This window comes from Desulforhopalus sp. (assembly GCA_030247675.1).
In the GTDB taxonomy this organism is placed as follows: Bacteria; Desulfobacterota; Desulfobulbia; order Desulfobulbales; family Desulfocapsaceae; genus Desulforhopalus_A.
The window spans coordinates 1,472,916-1,493,992 of the sequence record JAOTRX010000002.1 but is presented as its reverse complement, the minus strand read 5'-3'; the positions used below and the strand labels follow the sequence as shown (position 1 = coordinate 1,493,992).

At 55.3% G+C, this 21,077-nt stretch carries 17 protein-coding genes; 6 read left to right on the top strand and 11 right to left on the bottom strand.

Features of this window, described 5'->3' with window-relative positions; genetic code table 11:
- Nucleotides 1-142: 142 nt before the first annotated feature.
- On the top strand, nt 143-2,041 hold the full coding sequence (locus OEL83_06445) for a diguanylate cyclase (GenBank protein ID MDK9706674.1): 1,899 nt from the start codon (nt 143-145) through the stop codon (nt 2,039-2,041).
- Nucleotides 2,042-2,096: 55 nt separating this feature from the next.
- Here OEL83_06445 and OEL83_06440 read toward each other — a convergent pair whose 3' ends face one another.
- The 3 genes from OEL83_06440 to fdhF form a co-directional block, all read right to left on the bottom strand.
- Nucleotides 2,097-4,475, bottom strand: coding sequence for a fatty acid cis/trans isomerase (locus OEL83_06440; protein MDK9706673.1), 2,379 nt, complete (start codon nt 4,473-4,475; stop codon nt 2,097-2,099).
- A gap of 189 nt (nt 4,476-4,664) precedes the next feature.
- Complete coding sequence (locus OEL83_06435; protein MDK9706672.1) at nt 4,665-5,252, bottom strand: hypothetical protein; 588 nt, start codon at nt 5,250-5,252, stop codon at nt 4,665-4,667.
- 250 nt (nt 5,253-5,502) lie between these two features.
- Entirely contained in the window at nt 5,503-8,196 is a 2,694-nt protein-coding gene (gene fdhF / locus OEL83_06430; protein ID MDK9706671.1) for a formate dehydrogenase subunit alpha, read from the bottom strand.
- A 261-nt stretch (nt 8,197-8,457) separates the two neighbouring features.
- Between fdhF and OEL83_06425 the strand changes: the two genes are divergently transcribed.
- Nucleotides 8,458-9,444 (top strand): alpha/beta fold hydrolase, encoded by a 987-nt coding sequence (locus tag OEL83_06425; GenBank protein ID MDK9706670.1) that lies wholly within the window; start codon nt 8,458-8,460, stop codon nt 9,442-9,444.
- 50 nt (nt 9,445-9,494) lie between these two features.
- Here OEL83_06425 and OEL83_06420 read toward each other — a convergent pair whose 3' ends face one another.
- Nucleotides 9,495-10,508, bottom strand: a complete 1,014-nt coding sequence (locus OEL83_06420) for an MBL fold metallo-hydrolase (GenBank protein MDK9706669.1) — start codon at nt 10,506-10,508, stop codon at nt 9,495-9,497.
- Between the two features lie 152 nt (nt 10,509-10,660).
- Here OEL83_06420 and OEL83_06415 point away from each other — a divergent pair, with 152 nt between their 5' ends.
- Nucleotides 10,661-11,545, top strand: coding sequence for a universal stress protein (locus tag OEL83_06415; protein ID MDK9706668.1), 885 nt, complete (start codon nt 10,661-10,663; stop codon nt 11,543-11,545).
- 12 nt (nt 11,546-11,557) lie between these two features.
- On the opposite strand, the gene OEL83_06410 is transcribed toward OEL83_06415, so the two are convergent.
- From OEL83_06410 to OEL83_06390, 5 genes are all read right to left on the bottom strand, one after another.
- Nucleotides 11,558-12,220: a YkgJ family cysteine cluster protein gene (locus tag OEL83_06410; protein ID MDK9706667.1), complete on the bottom strand. Its 663-nt coding sequence runs from the start codon at nt 12,218-12,220 to the stop codon at nt 11,558-11,560.
- 56 nt (nt 12,221-12,276) lie between these two features.
- A complete protein-coding gene (locus tag OEL83_06405; GenBank protein ID MDK9706666.1) occupies nt 12,277-13,071 on the bottom strand; it encodes an ATP-binding cassette domain-containing protein in 795 nt (264 codons plus the stop codon).
- On the bottom strand, nt 13,068-13,955 hold the full coding sequence (locus tag OEL83_06400; protein MDK9706665.1) for an ABC transporter permease: 888 nt from the start codon (nt 13,953-13,955) through the stop codon (nt 13,068-13,070). Before OEL83_06400 ends, OEL83_06405 begins: the two co-directional genes overlap by 4 nt.
- A 434-nt stretch (nt 13,956-14,389) precedes the next feature.
- Nucleotides 14,390-14,851: a periplasmic heavy metal sensor gene (locus tag OEL83_06395; protein ID MDK9706664.1), complete on the bottom strand. Its 462-nt coding sequence runs from the start codon at nt 14,849-14,851 to the stop codon at nt 14,390-14,392.
- Between the two features lie 60 nt (nt 14,852-14,911).
- Entirely contained in the window at nt 14,912-15,040 is a 129-nt protein-coding gene (locus tag OEL83_06390) for a hypothetical protein (GenBank protein ID MDK9706663.1), read from the bottom strand.
- 140 nt (nt 15,041-15,180) lie between these two features.
- Here OEL83_06390 and OEL83_06385 point away from each other — a divergent pair, with 140 nt between their 5' ends.
- Nucleotides 15,181-15,639: a hypothetical protein gene (locus OEL83_06385; GenBank protein ID MDK9706662.1), complete on the top strand. Its 459-nt coding sequence runs from the start codon at nt 15,181-15,183 to the stop codon at nt 15,637-15,639.
- A 163-nt stretch (nt 15,640-15,802) separates the two neighbouring features.
- A complete protein-coding gene (locus tag OEL83_06380; GenBank protein MDK9706661.1) occupies nt 15,803-18,652 on the top strand; it encodes a PAS domain S-box protein in 2,850 nt (949 codons plus the stop codon).
- 4 nt (nt 18,653-18,656) lie between these two features.
- On the opposite strand, the gene OEL83_06375 is transcribed toward OEL83_06380, so the two are convergent.
- A complete protein-coding gene (locus OEL83_06375; protein ID MDK9706660.1) occupies nt 18,657-18,980 on the bottom strand; it encodes a DUF190 domain-containing protein in 324 nt (107 codons plus the stop codon).
- 69 nt (nt 18,981-19,049) lie between these two features.
- A complete protein-coding gene (gene crcB, locus OEL83_06370) occupies nt 19,050-19,433 on the bottom strand; it encodes a fluoride efflux transporter CrcB (protein MDK9706659.1) in 384 nt (127 codons plus the stop codon).
- A 340-nt stretch (nt 19,434-19,773) separates the two neighbouring features.
- On the opposite strand from crcB, the gene OEL83_06365 reads away from it, so the two are divergent.
- On the top strand, nt 19,774-21,066 hold the full coding sequence (locus tag OEL83_06365) for a hemolysin family protein (GenBank protein ID MDK9706658.1): 1,293 nt from the start codon (nt 19,774-19,776) through the stop codon (nt 21,064-21,066).
- The last annotated feature ends 11 nt before the right edge of the window (nt 21,067-21,077 follow it).

Below are 21,077 nucleotides of genomic sequence, written 5' to 3'. Positions count from 1 at the left end.
CAGGAATGCAAGGCTGTGAAGGAGATGTCCCGGCCATATTCTTTTAGCAATTGGCCGATGTTTTCTGGTATAGTTTCATCGGAACCTTTGAAAACAGGAACACTGCACCAGTCCGCATCCGCGGCCAGGGAAATGAACGAATATGGCAACAACCCAGGCATTCAACCTGCTTTTCAGAACGAAGTCGCTCCCCAAGCCATCGTCGTTCGCCCTTGATCTAACCTATCATTGTTTCAGCCGGCAAGCTCCCCTGGAGATCCTCGAGCGGATTATTGCCGATAACCCCCAGATGACCGCCGATCTGCTCCGTTATGCCAAAAGCCCGCTGGGCGGTATCACAATTAGAGAAGACTCGATCGGCCAGGCCCTCAGTGCCCTTGGCTCGGAGAATACCGCCAGTCTGGCGCTAATTTTCTCACTTCTCTCCCAGTATCGGCATGGCAAGTGCCCGCACTTCGATTACCAGCGGTTTTGGCAAAAGTCCCTGGCACGAGGAGCCGCGGCTCGGACTCTTGCCATCCAGGGGCAATTTGATGCCCACAAGTTTTTCGCCTACGGGGTTCTCAGCTGTATCGGCGAACTGGCCTTGGCCACAGCATTTCCAGAGGAATACGGCGATCTCCTCCTGGAAAGCCTCCCCTCTGACAAGGCGATACAAAAGGAAAAAAATCTTTTCGGCCTCTCGGCGAACGATCTTACCTGTAATCTGCTCGCCATCTGGCATCTTCCCGAACCCCTCATAAGGGCGCTGCGAACCCCGACCGATACCGCCAGCAACCAGGTATTCAGCGGATCAGCCCTGAAAATCCGTAAGATCATGATTCTCGCCAATCACATCGCGAGGATCTGTCTTTTTGAATTGCCACTTGCCGACACATTCCTGACAGTCGAGCAATTAGCGGAAGAACAAGGCATCCCTGTCGAACAATTTGGCCCTTTCTTTGACCGGATAATTACCTTGTGGCAGTCTGCCAGTGAATTTTTCGAGGTACCCACCTTGCACTGCCCGGATTACCACGAGATAAAAACCATGGATGATGCGGCCATGGCCGCACCCCATGGCAAAATGGGACCTCTCACCATTCTGGCCGCCGATGACGATCCGGTTACCCTCTTTTGTCTACAAAAAATGCTCCAGACCGATCACCGTGTTGTCCTCCTCGCTAAAGACGGTGAACAGGCCCTGGAACTGGCTCTGGAATATCGCCCGCAGCTGCTCATCACCGACTGGCGGATGCCTAAGCGGAGTGGTATCGATCTCTGTAAAATTCTTCGAAAAACCAGTGTTACCCAACAGATATATATCATCATGCTGACCGGCAATGAATCGGACGACCAGCTGGTTCAGGCCTTTGACGCCGGGGCCGACGATTATATTATCAAGCCCTTTACCACCAAGGTTCTGCAGGCGAGAATCTCCAGCGCCGAACGGCTCATCCGCTCACAGCAGACCATCTCCCAGGATCGTGAGGTGATAAAGCGCTATGCCGAGAAGTTGGCCTCAGCCAACCGCAAGCTGCAGAATATGGCAATGACCGATTTTCTCACCGGTTTACCGAATCGGCGAAGTGCCCTGCAGCGCCTGCAAAACCTCGTCGCCGAGGTGCGTCGCTACGGCGAGCCCTTGTCATGTCTGATGATCGACATCGATCATTTCAAGAACATCAACGACACCTACGGCCATGATTGCGGCGACACGGTTTTGCGCCAGATAGCCAGACTTCTAGAAGAAAAGGCGAGGAGTTACGATATGGTGAGCAGATGGGGCGGCGAAGAATTCCTCATCATAAGCGCCAGGAGCGGCGCCGTTGACACACGCCAGCTTGCTGAACGGCTGAGAAAGGCCGTGGAGAATAACGCCATTGGCCTTTCCGATGACCTGAAAATCCGCTTGACCATCAGCATCGGAGTAGCCACCTGGAGCCCCAGTTTCAACAACGAGGGCCAGTTGATCACTGTTGCCGATCAGGCACTCTACCTCGCCAAAACCAATGGTCGCAACCGGGTGGAGCAGGGAGGAGCCATTCTTATCGCTTCATAATCACCTGGACAAAGGCATGCGCTTAAAATCCCGGCCATCCGCTACCCGGCCCGTTTCATTTCCTGACCCGGGCCTGATAGTAGTAGCGGTTCAGGTCGAAAAGCCCGGCCTGCACCGGGTCCTCGGCGGAAAATCGCTCCTGAAACCGGTCATATACCTGCCAGAAATCGGGTCTTGCCCGGTTCACTCCGAATTTTTCCAGGGCAAGAACGGCACTCGCACTGCCATCGAAATTTTGCAGCAATGCTAAAAACTCGCCCATCTCGCGACGATCCACCTCAAAAAAATAGTTGGGATACGAACCGACTAAGCCTTCGATAAATACGGCGCTGTCGCGCTCCGGGCGCAACCGCGATTCTTCTCCGATCAGAGTGGTAACATCGTCATGCCAGCGGTTGACCACGGCCGAGAGGTAGACGTCTTTCTCCGGTTTGTCAGCTTTGATGCGAACATAGGCAAGGTTGGCGTTGTGGTCGGCAACATGGGAAAAAAAAGACACCCCCGGCTTGGAAACCGCTCGGAATCCCTGGATAAAGTCGTCGATACCGGCAAACTTTTCCGGGATCTTCGGGTATTGTTCACCGGCTCGGAGGTAGTTGCGGTCAAAGCGCATGCCTATATCGGCCCGGAAATGGGTATTCACCAGGTATTCGACGAACTCCCGTTTCGGCTCAGCGGTTTTAAAGGCAAAGCCCGCTTCAAGGTCCGAGCTTCGATAATCGATGCCCTCATCCTCTAAATCCATCCCCCCATACCACTCCCGCATCATCGCGTACCGGCGATCTTTCGGCATGAAATCAATAAAGTAGGTCTCCCCTTCCTGGCGCAACGAATCCATATAGACGCGAATCGAGGCCTGATGCAATTTATGGCCAAAGACATTAAATCCGGCCACCAGGGAATAATAGATACGCTCTATCAGCGGATAGTCCATCACCCAGACCGTCCCCGGCAGTTCCCCCAGAGGCCCTTCATGCACCGAGGCACTGTCAAAGTGTCGAAAGACGGTGAGTAGCGGCGTATCCGAAGCCTTGTTGCCACGCCAGATAGCCTCGGCCCCCGGCTCCCGGTAACGGTAGGAGGACGAATAATAATCCTGTCTTTTTTTGGCAAACTCGGAAGACTTCTTGCGGTACTCTCTGTTAAAGGTGGTTTTCAACAAATCCCATACATCGTCCTCCAGAAGCGGCATCTCCAGCAAATCGGCATAGGTGACCAGGACTCCGGGATTCTGTACGCTGAGGTCATATTTCGGATCAAGGAAAAGCAGCCAGAAGTGGTCTTGGATGACATTCAAGGCAATCTGCCCTTTACAGACCGGTCCACGGATAAAGGTCATGATGATGTAGTTGATATTGTCGAGAAGGAACTGGTAACGCGAACCCGGTGGTATCTGCTCAAACGATTTAAAGGGATTGGCGCTTATTCTCAGGTCATAGCCCATCCGCTGCGGCGGCAGGAGCCATGCCGGCTCGATAAACAACTCATGGAACCGCCGGTACTGGGCATCGGAAAGCTCAAAAACCATGTGGGTCTTATGAACAATGGTCGAATGAATTTTGCGAAACCGGTAGTAAAAGGGCTGCACACCAGGATCGTCATACGGTAAATCGGTGGCAATGACCGCAACCGGTTGCCCCGGCGGGGTAGAAGAACGGACCAGTTCGTAGAAGACATTGCTTTTCGTTGGAAACTTGATGTGGGCCAGGAAAAGGTGCTCGTAGAGGTACCGCGCCGTCACCGCGTGTTTGGCATCACTCTGATTGAGAAAGGCTTCCCATTGGCCGATCTTCTTGCCGTCCATGGAGGGAATGGCCAAAAGCTGTTCCTGCTGCGCCTTGTCCGGGCCTTTCGCCCCCTGGACCAGCCATCCAGCTATGGTTGCGAATTCTTCCTCTTTCAGCGGCGGAAAACCAAAGGGCATTCCCCGGTTGGGATGGCTGGAAAGAAACTGACCAAGCTCTCCCTCCGACTGGGCACAAACCAAATTATCATCCTCGGCAACGAATTCATCTTTATCGCGTATCGGGTTTTTCCTTTTGTGGTCGAGCAGCTGCATTATCAGGGAATTATTCAACCCTGCCACGGCGGTGTTGTCAGTAACGCTGTAAAATCCCTTCTGCCGCCATTCCTCGGTGCTTTGTGCATCCATGAATAACCGGGTCGGCTCCATGGTCTGCAGCCGGTAGGCGTTGTACACCGCCTTCTTGGTCGCCCCACGGTCCAAGCCCTCAAAGGAATCAAGCTTCAACTGGCAGGGCGAATTATAACAGCTGTGACAGACAACGCAGCGTTTGACCAGGATCGGCTGGACCTTGCTCTGGTAATCGATTTCTTCGGTGGGTATTGCGAATTGGACGGGAGGCAGTGCCTTGGCGACGCAACCCGCCACGCAAAGAAGGGACAGCAATAACAGCAGACGCGGTGAAATCATGGAGTTCCCAAGGGTCAGCGATGCAAAGAATAGAGGAGAAAGGACTGTAAACCATACACAATAATGGCCTCAGTCCTATCACCTCCCCCTGCCTTTTGCAACCCTATTCGGGACCTGCGGGAAAGGGCAAAAACACTCCACCACCCTGACAATCCGGGCCCCTGGCCTCGGCAAAGGACCGCACCACCTTTAGAAATTCTCGATCTTGTTTCCCTTGGCGACACACTGTTCCAGTTCGCGGTAACACGTATTGACCGACCGGACCATGTTGAGAATTTCCAGATATACCGGATCATCCTCACCAAGGGCAGCCTCCGCCTTGACGAGAAGTTCGGCACCCCGGCTCTGATATTCGCGGAGCTCTTCCATCAGCATTTTCCGCTTGCCATGCTTTTCCTTCTCCCGAATCAGCAAAGGCAAAATCCGCTCAATCGAGTACTCAACCAGAGCATCCCGTGGAGTATTATACTGCTCCGAAACCTTTTCCAGATTTTCCAGAGTCTTTCTCGACACTACATAGGTTTTTGGCACCCGCTGAACGGCCCGGCCGACACTGGCGAACTCGCTGGCGATAGTGTGCAGGGCCTGGGTATCCTCTATCAGATGATCAAAAAGTGACTTCTGCTTTATACCCAATTGTCCGGCAAGAATACTCAAGGCATCTATCGATCTTTCGGAAAGTTTAAAAGTCGTCCGCACCGACTGCCTGCCGCGCAGATCAGCGGTGGACTCCTCAGAATACTGCAGATGAAAAAACGGCGTTTCTTTCTCTTCCATGGCACCGACTCCTCGCACCCGGCAAAATCACATTACCAACTCCTCACACATACAAATAGTAATATGTCTATATCAACTGCCGACATTTTTACTATTATCATTTTTCAGGGAGAGATAAACCTGAAAAGAAAAAAATTGCAGCAGGAAAACAGTGAGAGGCTGGCGAAAAAACGGCAAAGGAGGGGGTGCAGGTGGAAAATGCCGTATTTCCCGAACTACCGGGAAATACGGCGGAGAACTTTTTTGCGATCTAGCTCCAGGGCTGAACGAGAACCGCGCAGGATTTGTACTCCGGCGTGCCGGTGATTGGATCGCGGCGGTCGGAGGTGAGGTTATTGACCAGGGTTTCCTGATGGTGGAAGGTCATGAAGACACTGCCCGGCCGGCTGCGTTCGGTAACCTTGGCGCGGACCTTGACCTCGCCCCGCCGCGAGGCGACGCGCAGCCAGTCGCCGTGGGTGATACCCAGGGCTTCGGCATCCTGTGGACTGATCTCCAGCAACTCCTCGGGAACAATCTCGGAAATGCCCACCGCCCGTCTGGTCATCGAACCATTGTTGTAATGTTCGCGCACGCGGCCGGTAATCAGGACATAGGGATACTTGTCATCCGGAACCTCGCCCGAGCCTTGATGCTCAAGCGGCATGAACACCGCCTTGCCGCCGGGGCGGGAGAATAGATCGGTATACATGGTCGTGGTACCCGGATGGTCCTTGGTCGGACACGGCCACTGGATGCCCTTCTCCTCCAGCCGGGCATAGCTGATACCGCCGTAAATAGGCACAAGAGAGGCTATTTCATCCATAATTTCCGCGGGACTCGCATACTGCATCGGATAGCCCATGCGGGTTGAGATCTCACTGATGACCTGCCATTCGGCCATTCCCGCCACCGGGGTAACCGCCCTGCGTATCCGCTGCACCCGCCGTTCGCCGTTGGTGAAGGTACCATCTTTTTCGGCAAAGCTCGCACCGGGCAGGATAACATCGGCATACTTGGTGGTTTCGGTGTGGAACATATCCTGAACGACCAGAAACTCAACGGCGTCAAGGGCTGCCCGGACATGACCGGCATCGGCGTCGGTCTGGGCCGGATCCTCACCGAGAATGAAGATTCCCTTGAAATTGCCGCGTCGGCATTCATCGAGCATCTCCACAGATTTCAGCCCTGGTTTATCGAGAATGGTGACCCCCCAGGCCTTCTCAAACTTCTCACGTGCCGCCGGATTACTGACTGGCTGGTATCCGGGTAGTGTCGCAGGCAATGGGCCAAGATCCGAGGCACCCTGGACATTATTCTGGCCGCGCAGGGCCATGATCCCCGTTGAATCCCGGCCGATATGGCCGCAGACCAAGGCCAGATTGGCGATGGCCATAGCGTTCTCGGTGCCGGTGAGATGTTCGGTAACCCCCAGGCCATAGACGATCATCGCCTTATCGGCATGGGCATACAAGCGGGCGGCTTCGATGATTTTATCGCGCGTCACCCCGGTCAACTGTTCAACCCGGTCGAGATCGTACTCTTTCACCTTCATCTTCAGTTCGAGAATACCTTCGGTCCTCTCTTCGATGAACTTTTTGTTTTCCCAGCCGTTTTCAAGGATGACGTTGACGATGCCGTTCAGCAGGGCGATATTGCTGCCCGGTTTGAGGTTCAACCAGACATCGGCCCGCTCGGCCATCCAGGTTTTCCGGGGATCGCCGACGATCATCTTCGCCCCGTTGGCCAGGGCTTCCTTCAGATACAGGGAAACGATGGGATGTCCCTCGGTAGGATTGGAACCAAAGAGAAACAAGGTATCGATATCGGGCATTTGATTGAGGGAGTTGGTTGCGGCACCTGCTCCAAGGCTTGTGGCCAGACCGGCCACGGTGGGGGCGTGTCAGACCCGGGCGCAGTTATCGACATTGTTGGAGCCGACCGCGCAACGTACCCATTTTGCCAGGAGATAGTTTTCTTCGTTACTGCACCGCGACGAGGAGAATCCGCCGACCTTCTTCGGGCCGTGGGCGGCAATCAATTCCTTGAATTTTCCGGCGACAAGGTCAAGGGCCTCGTCCCAGCTGGCCTCGCGGAAGCCGTCCCCTTCCTTGATAAGCGGCGTACGGATGCGGTCCTTATGGTGGATGAAATCATAGCCGTAGCGCCCCTTGATGCACAGATTGCCCTTGTTGACCGGGGCGCTGTAGTCCGAGGTAACCCGAATGACCCGGTCGTTTTTAACATTCAAAAAGAAGTTGCAACCGGTACCGCAGTAGGTGCAGGTCGTCTTTACCTTGGTGATCTCACCGGCACGGCCAAGGCCGCGGCCTTTCCGGTCGGACAGGGCGCCGGTTGGGCAGGTCGACACGCACTGCCCGCAGAACTCGCAATTTTCAAGGGTACGCGGTTCGCCGAAGGCGGTATCCGGCATAACCGTAAAACCGCGGTTGACCATGGAAAGCGTCCCGGCCATTACTACATCGTTACAGATCCGGGTACACCGGCCGCAAACGATACACTTGTTCGGTTCGTAGGTGATGAAGTGATTGTCCTCGCGAATCGGTAATTGCCACTGCTCGCCGGGGTATTTATCGAGTTTCGCTCCATATCCATAAGCCAGTTCCTGCAAGGTGCAATCGCCGGCGGCCTCACAACACATACAGTCATTGGGATGGTTGGAAAGCAGCAGTTCCAGGACGGTCTTCCGCAAGCGGGTAAGACGCGGACTCTCGGTGGTAATCACCATCCCCCCCTCCGCCGGAGTTGTGCAGGAAGCCAGGGGCCGTGGCACCCCTTTGATTTCGACGATACACAGTCTGCATGCCCCATAAGGCTTCAACCGCGCATCATGACAGAGGGTCGGAATGAAGATTTCCGCCTCCCTGCAGACCTCAAGAATCGTCTTGCCTTTTGCGAAAGATACTTCCCTTCCGTTGACCGTAATTTGTAGTGGCGTATTCATCTTGTCTGTTCTCCGGTTAGCCATCGCTTTCATGCCGAAATATTGCGTAAATTGTCAAATTTTTGCTGATCTGCAAGCCTACACCTCTCAGTTGGCAACAGCACCACAAACACCAATTCTTACCAATACTGCCGCAAAATCCTAGCCACCGCTAACCAGGTACGCCCTCTCTGAGGCATACTTGACAAACCGATTCATCCCTGATAATCCCCGAACTTGTGGTATAAAAGCCAAGTCTTCACTGCCCGGGGTAAAAAACCGATGACCACCAGCAAACACGACGAGATTATCCAGATAGTCGACAAGCACAACAGAAAAATTGGCCACCAGCCTAGATCTGTTATGCTTGCCGAGAAGCTGATCCCCCGGGCTAGCTATGTCCTGGTTTTCAATGACCGAGAGGAGATCTTTCTGCAGAAAAGAACGGCTACCAAGGATATCTACCCAGGACACTGGGATGTGGCGGCCGGCGGCGTTGTCCTGGCCGATGAATCCTATGAAGAATCGGCACAGCGGGAACTGGAAGAGGAACTGGGGGTGCATGGCGTGCCATTGCACTTTCTCTTTGATCACTATTATGACGCAGGCGGCAACCGGGTGTGGGGGCGCGTCTTTGCCTGTTTGTACAATGGCCCCTTCATTCTCCAAGAGTCGGAGGTAGCGGCCGGCAGGTTTATCTCGGTAAAAAACGCCCTCCTCCTGAAAGACCGGGAGCCTTTTTCACCAAACGGCCTGGAGATACTCTACAAACTGCAAAGGTATCGGCAGAAGCCTCAAAGTGAGATATTCTTTCTGCACGGCCTTGATTCGTCCGGACAAGGGACTAAAGGCCGGTTTTTTGCCGAACATTTTCCCCACGTCCATTGCCCGGATTTCCATGGCACCCTTGCCGAGCGCCTGGACCAGCTGACCGCTCTGTGCCGGGATCTGCCTAGGGTGGTCTTCATCGGTTCAAGCTTTGGCGGCCTGATGGCAACCTGTTACGCCGCAGGTTTCCCTGAAAAGGTGACCCGGCTCATCCTGCTGGCACCTGCCCTGAACTACGGCGAATACCGGCCACCGCAGGAAAAACTGCAGGTTCCGGCGACCTTAATCATCGGCAACGACGACACGGTGACTCCGCCGGCCAAGGTCATCCCCCTGGCTGAACAGAGCTTTGCCCAGCTGACCATTCACCGGGTCGATGATGACCACATGCTGCACGGGACCTTTATGGCCATGGCCTGGCACGAACTCCTTATGGATTGAGCAGCGGTTGATCCTTTCCTTCTGCTATAAGACCTGGCCAGCCAAGGAAATCAGCGGGGGACCAGCCAGCTGGCGCCGATGGCCAGTGGCTGGATGCGCTCCTCCGCCACCGGCTGTCCGGCCACCGCCCGCCGCAGGTCGACAAGCGGCTGGCCATAGCCGGTGTCGGCCAAGGGAAAGGTGCTGTGGTGGATGGGCAGGATGAAGGGACGGCCAAGATCTTCAAAGGCCAGGACACATTCGTCCGGGGCCATGTGCCCGTAGGCCATGAACCAGCGCGGATCGTAGGCACCGATGGGCAGGATCGCCAAACGAAACCGGCCGAATTTGGCCTGCGCCTCCCGGAAATAATCGCCCTTACCGTAGCCGCTGTCACCGGCAAAGTAGATATTGCCGCTCGGGGTGGTGATGGTAAAGGCCGCCCACAGTGCCTCGTTGCGGTCAAAAATCCCCCGCGCCGACCAATGGTGCATCGGCTGCAAGTGGATGCTCACCGCCTCGCTTATCGCCACCTTTGCCCCCCAGTCGTAGGCCTCGGCAGCGATAGCCGGAACCTGGCCGGCCAGCAGCTTGTCATTGCCAAGCGGCACGAGAATTCGCGGCCGGTCCCGCTCCGAGAGTCGTGCCAGAGTCGGCAGGTCAAGATGGTCGTAATGGTTGTGGCTGATGAGCACCAGATCGATTGGCGGGAGATCGTCAAAGGCAATACCCGGCGGATGAACCCGGGTCGGCCCTGCCCAGGAGACGGGGCTCACCCTCTCGGCCCAGACCGGATCGGTGAGGATGTTCAGCCCCTCAACCTGGATCAGGACGGTGGCATGGCCCACCCAGGAAACCCGCAGATCTTCACCATAAACCCGCGCCGGTGGCCGGTCATAAGCGGCAAGCTCGCTATATTTCGGCCAATATTGCTGCTCGGAGGTCATCCGCCATTTAAGAAAAGCGCCAAGGCCCTTGTCCATCGGCTTGCCGGGATTGAAAAACCGCCGGCCATCGAAATGATCCGATACCGGCCCCTGGTATGGACCGGCACAACCTGCCAATAAAAACGCCATGATGGTCATGCGTAAAAATCCAGGTAACATTGGTATCAATTCCATCCACCCTGCAAAAAAGTCCCTTGTGTAGAGCATTGCCCCACGGGCAATGCGCCTTACTGTATTGGCCATAACCACAAGATATTATCATAACCTTCATTAATCGAGGTTTGACTTCTATGAACAAACACTTTTTAGTCACCATCAGCAGCGACACCGACAACCTCTTCGGCGTCCGTTTCGTCAGTTCCTTTTTTAGCGATCTCTCGCAGCACATGGTCACCCTGCTGCATATCTGCAGGCTTGAAGGGGACAATATGAACAAGGCCTTGACGGAGATGTGGCTGCATCCAACCGATAAAACCGAGTGCAAGCTCACCGTGGGACTGCAAAGATCCCTCGACAAGGCCAAGGAACTCCTCGGACAGGGCAACTTTGCCATTGACCGGACAATCACCAAAACGGCGGTGGAACGGTACGGCAAGGTGAAAGACATCCTCACCGAGGGCTCGCAGGGGCTTTACGATGCCATTATCCTCGGCCGCCGCGCCTCCTACGCCCTACAGTGGATGTTCGAGCGACCGGCGGAGGAACTGGCCCAGGCAATGACCCGTGACAGCTGCTGCGACGTACCCCTGTGGATCTGCCCGGAATCGGACCCCGGCCGCAAAAACGTCCTGCTCTGCGTCGACGGTTCAGACAACGCCTTCCGGGCGGTTGACCACGCCGGCTTCATCCTCGCCACCGAAAAGCAGCACGGCATCACCCTCTTTCATGTGCACAACACCACAACCGTCGAATCGGATGCGATCTTTTCCCGGGCCAAGGAGATACTGCACGGCCACAATATCGGCAACGACCGTATCCGCTGCACCAGCACCTGGGGAATGTCAGTCGCCGGTGCCATCCAAAGCGAGGGCGAAAAAAACGGCTATGCGGCAATTGCCCTGGGCATGCACGGCACACGGGAGAAGGGGCTGCTGAAGGATTATATCCTGGCGGGCGGCACCATGGCCAAACTTATCGGCAAGGTTGAAAAGACCGCGCTGTGGTGTTGTCCATGACCCCGTCCCGTTTCAATCTTGAGACTCCAGGTCAAGGACCATCCCAACCTTCATGAGGGCCTGGCGCAAGGCGGCATTGATCGGCATCCGGAGCGTGCCAAGGCCCGGATGCAGGGCGGTGATACGCATGCCCGCTTCACCGAACAGCGGCATCGGCGCCTGAGGGTCCTCGATCATCGGCAGTGGATTTCCAGTACCGGCAGGATCCTTCATAAACCGCAAGGGCATAAGCTTCGTTTGAGCAGCTGAGCTGCTCAACTCAGCTATATACCGCAAGGGCATAAGTTTCGTTTGAGCAGCCGAGCTGCTCAACTCAGCTATAACCCGGCACATGGCCAGCCGGGGAACGCCGTCCCGGTCACGGTTGCCGGCAAAGCCGAAGAGGCGGCAAACCACTGGCCGCGTTGCATATTGACTGCAACCCCAGAGGCCCGCCTGTGTAAGATCGGGACGATAGAGGACACAGCGCCCCCTGTCCCCGGCATCCTCCAGCTGCTGCAGAAGGGCATCGGCCTGGCCGTCGCGAAACAGAGTAAAGGCCAGGGGAAGACACTCCAGGACGGTCGCCTCGACATTCTCTGACAAACAGCAATGACCACAGCCCTGCGGACAGCTGAGTCCAGTCCGCTCTGCAAATGCCGCCACGGCAGCGTCAAGCTGCCTGTAGATTGACATAACCTCATCTGCCAGATCCTGGAGCATGGTCGCCGGGTTCGTTTTAAGGAATACGCTCAGCCGAGCAGCAGGGAATCCTGCACCAGCTCTTCCCCTTGCGCCCTGTAGAATTGCTGCAGCAGATCGTTTACCGTAAGATTCTCCTTGTCTCGACCCTGCACATCAAGAAGCACCCGGCCCTGATGGAGCATGATCAAGCGGTTACCGAAACTGATGGCGTGCTTCATGTTATGGGTGATCATCAGGGTGGTGAGGTTGCGGGTCCTGACGATCTCCTGGGTGAGGCCGAGGATCTGGCCGGCGGTCTTCGGATCAAGGGCGGCGATGTGTTCGTCGAGGAGCAGCACCTCCGGCTTGATCATCGTCGCCATCAACATGGTCAAGGCCTGCCGCTGACCACCTGACAGCAAGCCAACCTTATCGCCAAGACGGTTCTCAAGCCCCAGCCCTAACTGCTGCAACTCACCGCGAAAACGCTCCCGGTCGCGCGCCTTGACGCCCCGCGCCAGACCCCGCCGCCGGCCGCGCAGACTGGCGATGGCCATGTTCTGTTCGATGGTCGCCGACGGGCAGGTGCCAAGAAGGGGATTCTGAAAAACCCGGGAGATGAGCGCCGCCCGTTTATACTCCGGCCAGGCGGTAACGTCCCGGTCGGCGATAAAGATCCTGCCGGAATCGGGGAAAAAACCGCCGGCAATGCAGTTCTGCAGGGTCGATTTACCGGCGCCGTTGGAACCGATCACCGTCACAAAGTCACCCTCATCAAGGCGCAGATTGATGTTGTTCAGGGCGAAAACCTCGTTGACGCTGCCCTTGTGAAAATACTTTATGATGTTTTCGAGTCGTATCACCGGGCTATCAGTCTTTTCTTGAGGTTGGGAGTAATCAGGGCGCCGATCACCAGGACAGCGGTGATGATATTCAGATCGCTCGGGTTGAAGCGAAAGCTGCCGAACTGCAGACCAAGGGCCAGGGCAATGGCCAGGCGGTAAACCACCGAGCCGAGGAGGGCGGCAATAAAGGCCTTGGCCATGGTTTGACAGCCGAATACCGTCTCGCCGATGATCACCGAGGCGAGACCGGCAACAATGGTCCCGATACCCATGCCGACATCGGCAGCCCCTTGATTCTGGGCAACCAGGCCGCCGCACAGGGCGACCAGACCGTTGGACAGCCCAACCCCGAGGATAATAATCAGATGGGTATTGACACCCTGGCTGGTGATCATCTGCGGGTTATCGCCGGTGGCAAGAATTGCCTGACCGATCTCCGTCCCCATAAACCAGATGATACAAGCAAGAACCAATCCGGCAAAGGTGCCAAAGATCAGTAATCCGGCGTAATGAATCGGTACACCCAGTCGCGTCACCGCATCAAAGACCGTCTCGACCCCGAGCAGGGCGACATTTGGCCCGGCCATGATGCGGATATTGATGGAATAAAGGGCGATCATGGTGAGGATCGACGCCAGCAGGTGGAGAATTTTAAATTTGGTATTGAGGACCGCCGTGACCATTCCGGCGACAAAACCTCCGGCCAGAGCGAGCAGCAGAGACAGGTAGGGGTTGACCCCGTTGGTTATCGCCACCGCCGAAATTGCCGCCCCGAGAGGCAGGCTACCGTCAACGGTGAGATCGGGAAAATCAAGGATGCGGAAGGTGAGATAAACGCCTATGACCATTATGCCATAGACGAGACCGTGCTCAATGGCGCCGAGCGCTGCGTACCACGTCATGATGATGTCCGTTGCTTCTTTATTTGCCTGTTGCCCTGCCTGGAATATTGTCAAGCGCTAATGCCGCGACCACCGGGAAATTGCCAAATGCCAGGCTGCAGGGGCGTTGGAAAGAAGGAAGACAAGCTATCTTCTCGTTTGCGCCCCCCGGCTCCGGGAGGTGCCCACTATCTGGCCGATGCCGGCGCTCCGGCTTGCACACATCTAGCCGATAATGCGGGGAAGGTCAACGAAGCTTTTTGCCATTTTTTAACGACAGTGCATCCCAGGATCTGGCGACTCAAAAAAGTCTCTCCGAAAAATAAAAAACCCGCCGCAGGCCTCAGATTGACTTGTTGGTATCAACCTGGGACTGCGGCGGGGCGGGGAGTAGAGCGGGCTGCGCCCAATCGAGGCAGCGCAGCCGTTAAAACGAAAGCTTAATGGACCGGCAATTATTGTTGCGGAGCGTTATCCATCATCATGCCGCGCCGCCCACCAAAACCGAACCCCGGGCCATGACCACCCCGACCGCCACCCATGGGGCCGATATACTGATCAACTCCGGCGGCTTCAGCTTTGTCGTGCAGAGCCGTCCTCAGGTCAAAAAGTTCCCCGGCGACCTTGGCCGCCAGCTGCGGATCAGCCTTCTCACTACGCAAAATCGCACGGTTCTCGGCATGTTTCATGGCAATCTGCTTATGCAGTGCCTGATTGTCCTTAAAGAATTTAGTGACCTTGGCCTGGGTCTCCGCATCAAGCGGCTGCATCATCCGCCCCTGCATCGGTCCCTGCATCTGCGGACAATCCGGGTAGCCGCCATATCCCATGCCTCCTCCCCTGCCCCAATTAGCCGACGCGACACTTGCCATGGCCAATCCCGCTACTAAAACGATTGCAATAATCTGCTTTTTCATGTGAGTTCTCCTTGTGTAGGTTATTTGTTGCCGCCAACCGGCAGGTTGGCTAGGCTTTCTTTACCGGGCAAGTGGCTGCACCTTGCAACCTTTTCTGCCGTCTTCCTTTGCAAAGAGAAAAGCAACTCCAATGCCAGTTGAAAAATAATTGATAACTACTTGTTTTGTAATGAAATATTCTTTCTTCATACAGGCACCGGAGCCCTTACCCATCAGCAACTAGGTAAAAACTACCCACCCGGTTCTTGCCCTGCCGGGTATATACTTCCCACCACCATGCCGCGACTCAGTTTCGCGCCGTTGACGACGGTGAATGCCTGGTGTATGTAATGAAAAATGCCCTTTTACCGGGGGTAGAAACAGCTTCACGACACTCAGCAAGAATCAAGAGGTTCAATGTGAAAACACTTTTAATACCACAAGGGCATACGTTTCATATGAACAGACCAGCTGCTCAACTCATTTTTATCCTGACCTTTTTGTTATTTGGTGGTTTTATCGGGACGGGCTGGGCAGCCGATAACAAAATACCCATCGACAAACAAGTGTCCGTGGAAAAACAGCTGCTTGCCGAGGATTACCTGCTCACCACCAAGGCCTGTCGTGGTCACGCAAAAAAATCTGCGCAGGATTCCTGCATTGAGCGTCGGAAGGCGATACTCGTCAAGGCTTACAAAGATCTGGACCGTGACCCCAAGGCCTATTTTGCGGCTAAAGCACGCACTAGCCAAGACGAAAAGACCCTCCGGGAGGCCCGAAAACTGATCTCCACCCGCAAGGGCTACTGATTCGACTCCTGCGCATTTAAAGCCAGAATTTATTTCTTCAGCTATTTGAATCGCCCGGTTTTTGCAAGTATACTGAGTTCATTCGTGCGACACAGCGCCTGAATGCAGGAACAGGGGGACATCTCCCCGTGACAAGGACGACGATCCGCCAAGGAGCTCCCCAATGCCTGTCCCCAACGGCCAGCAACAGATCCTCGATTCAGCCAGCGGCGCTGACTTGTATAGGGATTTTTTTGAGGAGGCTGCCGACGGCTTGTTTATCGTCGACCGGGAGTGGCGGTTTGTTACCGCAAACCGGCAATGGCTTGACATGACCGGCTATACCCTACCGGAATTGATGAACATTCCGTATTTCAGAATGCTCACTGCCGAGGATCTTTCCCGGCAACCACTCCTCTCTGATATCCTCAGAAAAGGCCACATAGCGACACAAGAGCGGTGCTTCCAGCGCCGGGACGGCAGCCACTTCTACGCCGAAATTCGCGGCAGAATGCAGGGCGACGGCAATGTTGTCTGCGTTGCACGCGACATCACCGAACGCAAACGAAGCGAAGCATCGGCAGCAGAACGCACCCGGGAATTGGCCGCACTCCAGACCTTGGGGCTTGTAGTCAGCTCCTCTCTATCTCTCAACCAAGTCGGCAAGGCGGCCTTGCAGGGCATCTTGGCTGCCGTCCAGCCTGACCTCGCCTATTTGTTTCTCCGCCATGGCGACAAGCTGCATCTCCAGGAGATTGCCCCACAGGAAGCCCTGCCGCGCCTGGGAGTCATTCCTGAACACCGGGTAGGAGAGTGTATGTGCGGGCTCTCGGTAAAAGAAGAAAGACCGCTATATTCACGCGACATCCATACCGACAGCCGCTGCACCTGGGATGAATGCAAGGCCGCCGGGATACGTTCCTTCGCCACCCTTCCCCTACGCTCCGGGCCGGAAATTATCGGTGTCATCGGTTTGGCCTCGCTTACCGATCGAGACTTCGAGGCCAGCTCGCACTTCCTCGAAACCCTCGCCCACCAAGTATCCCTGGCACTGGCCAATGCCCGGCATTATGAACTGGCGAGGCAGGAGTTGGCCGAACGAAAAATTGCCGAAGAACAGCTGTACCAGGAAACCGTCTACAATCAAATTATCCTGGAAAGTCTTCCCGGCCTTTTCTATCTCTTCGATCAGGATGGCAGGATCCTCCAATGGAACAGTAATTTCGTCAAAATTTCCGGATATACGCCGGTGGAGCTGGCGTCCCTTACCCCTGTGGATTTTTTCCTGGGAGAGGACCGGGAGAAGATTATCGCCACCATGAACGAGGTCTTTCAAACCGGCGAGGCAACGGTTGAGGCCAATTTAGTCAACAAGGATGGCAAGGTAACCCCCTATCTGTTTTTTGGCCGGCGCTTCCTGTTCGATGGCAGACCCTGCGTTACCGGCATGGGTATCGACATCAGTGAACGGCGGAAGGCGGTAGAGGCCCTCCGGGAAAGCGAGGAAAAGGCACGAGCCATTTTTGAACGGTCGCCGGTAGGCCTGCTCCTCATTGATAAGCAGTCGAGGATACTCGAATGTAACGAACATTTTGCGAGGATCTTCGGAGCGGCCCGCGAGCAGTATCATGGAATTAACCTTCTGGACCGTCTGCCGCCCGGTCCCATTCGCCAGTATCTCATTGATTCCATGACCGGCGAGGGCCTATTGACCTTTATCGGTTCCCATACCTCCATCTTCACTGGCAAAGAGGTGCATCTGTCCATTGCCACGGAAAAGGTCAACCCGGACCTGTTTGTCGTGGTCATGGCCGATATTACCGAACAGAAAGAGGCGGCCATCGCCCATGAAAGGCTCCAGGAGCAGTTGCTGCAGTCACAGAAGATGGAGTCGGTAGGCCGCCTAGCCGGCGGTGTGGCCCATGACTTCAACAATATGCTTACCGCCATCCTCGGCCACACCGAACTGGCCATCGAGAGTTGCTCCGTTTCCGATGCCGTCTATTCCAACCTGAAGATCATCGAAAGTGCCGCGCACCGCTCCGCCGACCTGGTTCGCCAGCTTTTGGCTTTCGCCCGCAAACAGACGGTGGATCCGAAAATCCTCGACCTCAATGACCGTCTGGCTGGTATCCTGACAATGCTGAGCCGCATGATCGGTGAGAATATTGAACTCGTCTGGAAACCGAAAGCCGGCCTCTGGCCTGTTAAAATTGACCCGTCGCAGATTGATCAACTCCTCGCCAATCTCTGCGTCAACGCCCGCGACGCTATTGACGGTGTCGGCAAAATTACCATCGATCTGCGTAACACTCCCTTTGATGCCGAACAGGCCGCCCAAAATCCGGCGATCATCCCTGGGGACTACGTGGAACTGAGTGTCAGCGATACCGGCTTAGGGATAGACAAGGAGATTCTGGAACATATCTTTGAGCCCTTTTTCACCACCAAGGAAGTCGGTAAAGGCACCGGCCTTGGGCTATCGACAGTGTATGGGATCGCCAAGCAGAACCAGGGCTTTGTCAGTGTGTACAGTGAACCCGGCACGGGAACCACCTTCAAGGTCTACCTGCCGCGATTTGTGCCGGCGATCTTGACACCACATCCTGCCCATGAAATCGATCAGAACATGGAAGCGCCCAGAGGGAGAGGTCAGTTAGTGCTTTTGGTTGAAGATGAGGAAGTCATTCTCGATGTCGGTCAGACGATGCTTATGCGCCTTGGATATACCGTTGTCGCCGCCCTGACGCCACGCGAGGCCCTCCGCGCCGCGCAGGCCCACGCCGGAGAGATCCAATTGCTTATCACCGACGTTATTATGCCGGAGATGAATGGCCGTGATCTGGCGGAACTCCTGGTCGGCATCATCCCGGGGCTCAAATGCCTGTTCACATCCGGATATACTGCCGATATCATAGCCAATCACGGAGTTGTCGACACCACCATAGCTTTTATCCAGAAGCCGTTTTCTTATATGGAACTGGCCGTTAAGGTCAATGAGCTCTTAGTACCTTCAGGAGCATTTGAGGCGTAGCACCTTATCCCTTCTTGTCACCGGTCATACCGAATTCAATGGGAATCTTGGTGTAAAAGACATTCACCCCTTCTTCCTGCAGCCGAGCAAACATGCGCTCGGCCTCCGCGCCGCTGACCGCCATGGTCACCTCTATGGGCTGATCAGTCAGCTCGAAGAAGCCGCTCGAGCGAATTTTCCGGTCATGGCCGAAACCCACGGCACCGGTAATGAGGGTGGCGCCGTTGATCCCCATCTGATGCGCCTCCTCAAGCAGCCAATGGGCCAGGGACTGGTTACGGTGCCTGCGATCCTGTTGGGTGAAAAAGGTGATTTGATAGCCATTCATGGGATCTTCCTTTTTTTATACCACAAGGGCATAAGTTTCGTTTGAGCAGACAAGCTGCTCAACTCAGCTTTAAATACGTTTGCAGAGGGCGACGCTGGCGATTCCGAGGATGGTCATGGCCAGCGAGCCGACAACATGGGCAGAAATCGCCATCCCCGCCCACAGTAGCCGCCCTTCTTGCAACAGACCCGTGACCTCCGCCGAAAAGGTGGAAAAGGTAGTCAAGCCGCCAAGAAAGCCGGTAATGATCAGGAGTCGCCACTCCGGTGCCAGACCGGGATGACCGGCAAAAAGTGCCACGGCCAGGCCTATGAGATACCCGCCCAGCAGATTGGCAACCAAGGTGCCGAGCGGAATGGCCGGAAACAGCGAATTCAGGGAAAGCCCCAGCAACCAGCGCAACACCGCGCCCGCCGAGGCACCGATGCTAATCGCTACAATCGAATTCAACATACGCCGTTCCTCATAGAGAAAATGCCCTGCGCACCGGCAAAGGATGAAGTCAAAATCCCCGCCCCGCTTCTGGAAGGACTCACCAGGGAAAAATACTACCATCGAAGGTGCGGTTCGTCACCAGGAGATGTGCGTGGCGACTACACCAATGGCCTACAAAATCCACATCTTGACACAGAAAGGCCGGCAAGTGGCGCACCGGCATTGTTTGTCGGACGCGCATTTGATAGTATGAAGAAATCCTTGCGATATAAGGTAGCCAAAAACGGACCACGGCCCTGGTATGCCGCCTTGGCGCGACTTCGTTGTTAAATTTTTTTGAACGAGCTGAATATTTCTCATGAACGCATCGTGGCTGGAATTTCTTCTGTTGATTTTTATCATTCTCCTCAACGGTTTGCTGTCGCTATCGGAATTGGCCCTCGTTTCGGCCAGGAAGGCGCGGCTGGAACAACTCGCCAACGAAGGCGACAAAAAGTCTGAAGTGGCCCTGCAACTTGCCAATTCGCCAAACAATTTTCTATCGACAGTGCAGATCGGCATCACCTTTGTCGGTATCCTGTCCGGGGCCTTCGGTGGGGCGACCATTGCCGAGTTTCTCGCCCGCCACCTTGTTCAATTCCCCCTGCTCGCCCCGTACAGCAAGTCAATCGGGGTGGCCGTCGTCGTTGTCGGTATCACCTATTTATCTCTGATCATTGGTGAACTGGTACCGAAACGACTGGCCCTCAATAATCCGGAAAAAATCGCCCGCCTCGTCGCACCAACGATCAGGCATCTTTCCCGGCTGGCACACCCTCTGGTCGTCCTGCTCGGCGGCTCAACCAACCTGCTGCTACGCATCTTCCGTTTTAAGCCCTCCGCCGATCCGGTGGTCACCGAAGAAGAGATACGGCTGATGATAAACGAGGGCACCCGTGCCGGCACCTTTCAGGAGTTCGAGCAAAATGCCATTGAACGGGTTTTCCGGCTGGCCGACCGCCGGGTAACCGTTCTCATGACCCCACGGGCGGACATGATCCAACTGAGCCTCGACGACAACATCGAAGAAACCAAACGCCGCATCGCCAAACATAAATTCTCGTCCTATCCGGTCGTTCAAGGCTCCCTGTACAATATTGTCGGCGTGATCCGTGGCAAGGAACTGCTGGCCCGGACAGTCCTTGGGAAACCTTTTAACCTCAAGCAGCTCTGCCACCCGCCGATCTTTGTTTCGGACTCAACCCAGGCAATCAAGGTACTTGAATTATTTAAAAAATCAGCAACACGTATTGCCTTTGTCGTTGACGAATACGGCGTCATCCTCGGCCTTGTCACCCATGGCGACATCCTGCGCTCGGTTTTTGACGATTTGGAAGATGCCGGCGAGGGCAAACGGGGAATCGTTGAACGGGAGGATGGCTCATGGCTCGTCGCCGGCAGTTTCCCGATAGATGAATTCTTTGATTATATGGCAATTAGAATCCAGGGCGACGAAGAGCAGACCACCATGAACACGGTCGGCGGCTTTGCCATGGAGAAGATCGGCTCCGTGCCGAAAGAGACGCAGCATTTTCACTGGAAGGGCCTGCGCTTTGAAATTGTCGACATGGATGGCAGACGGGTTGACAAGATCCTGGTATCGAAGATGTAATTTCTGCAAAG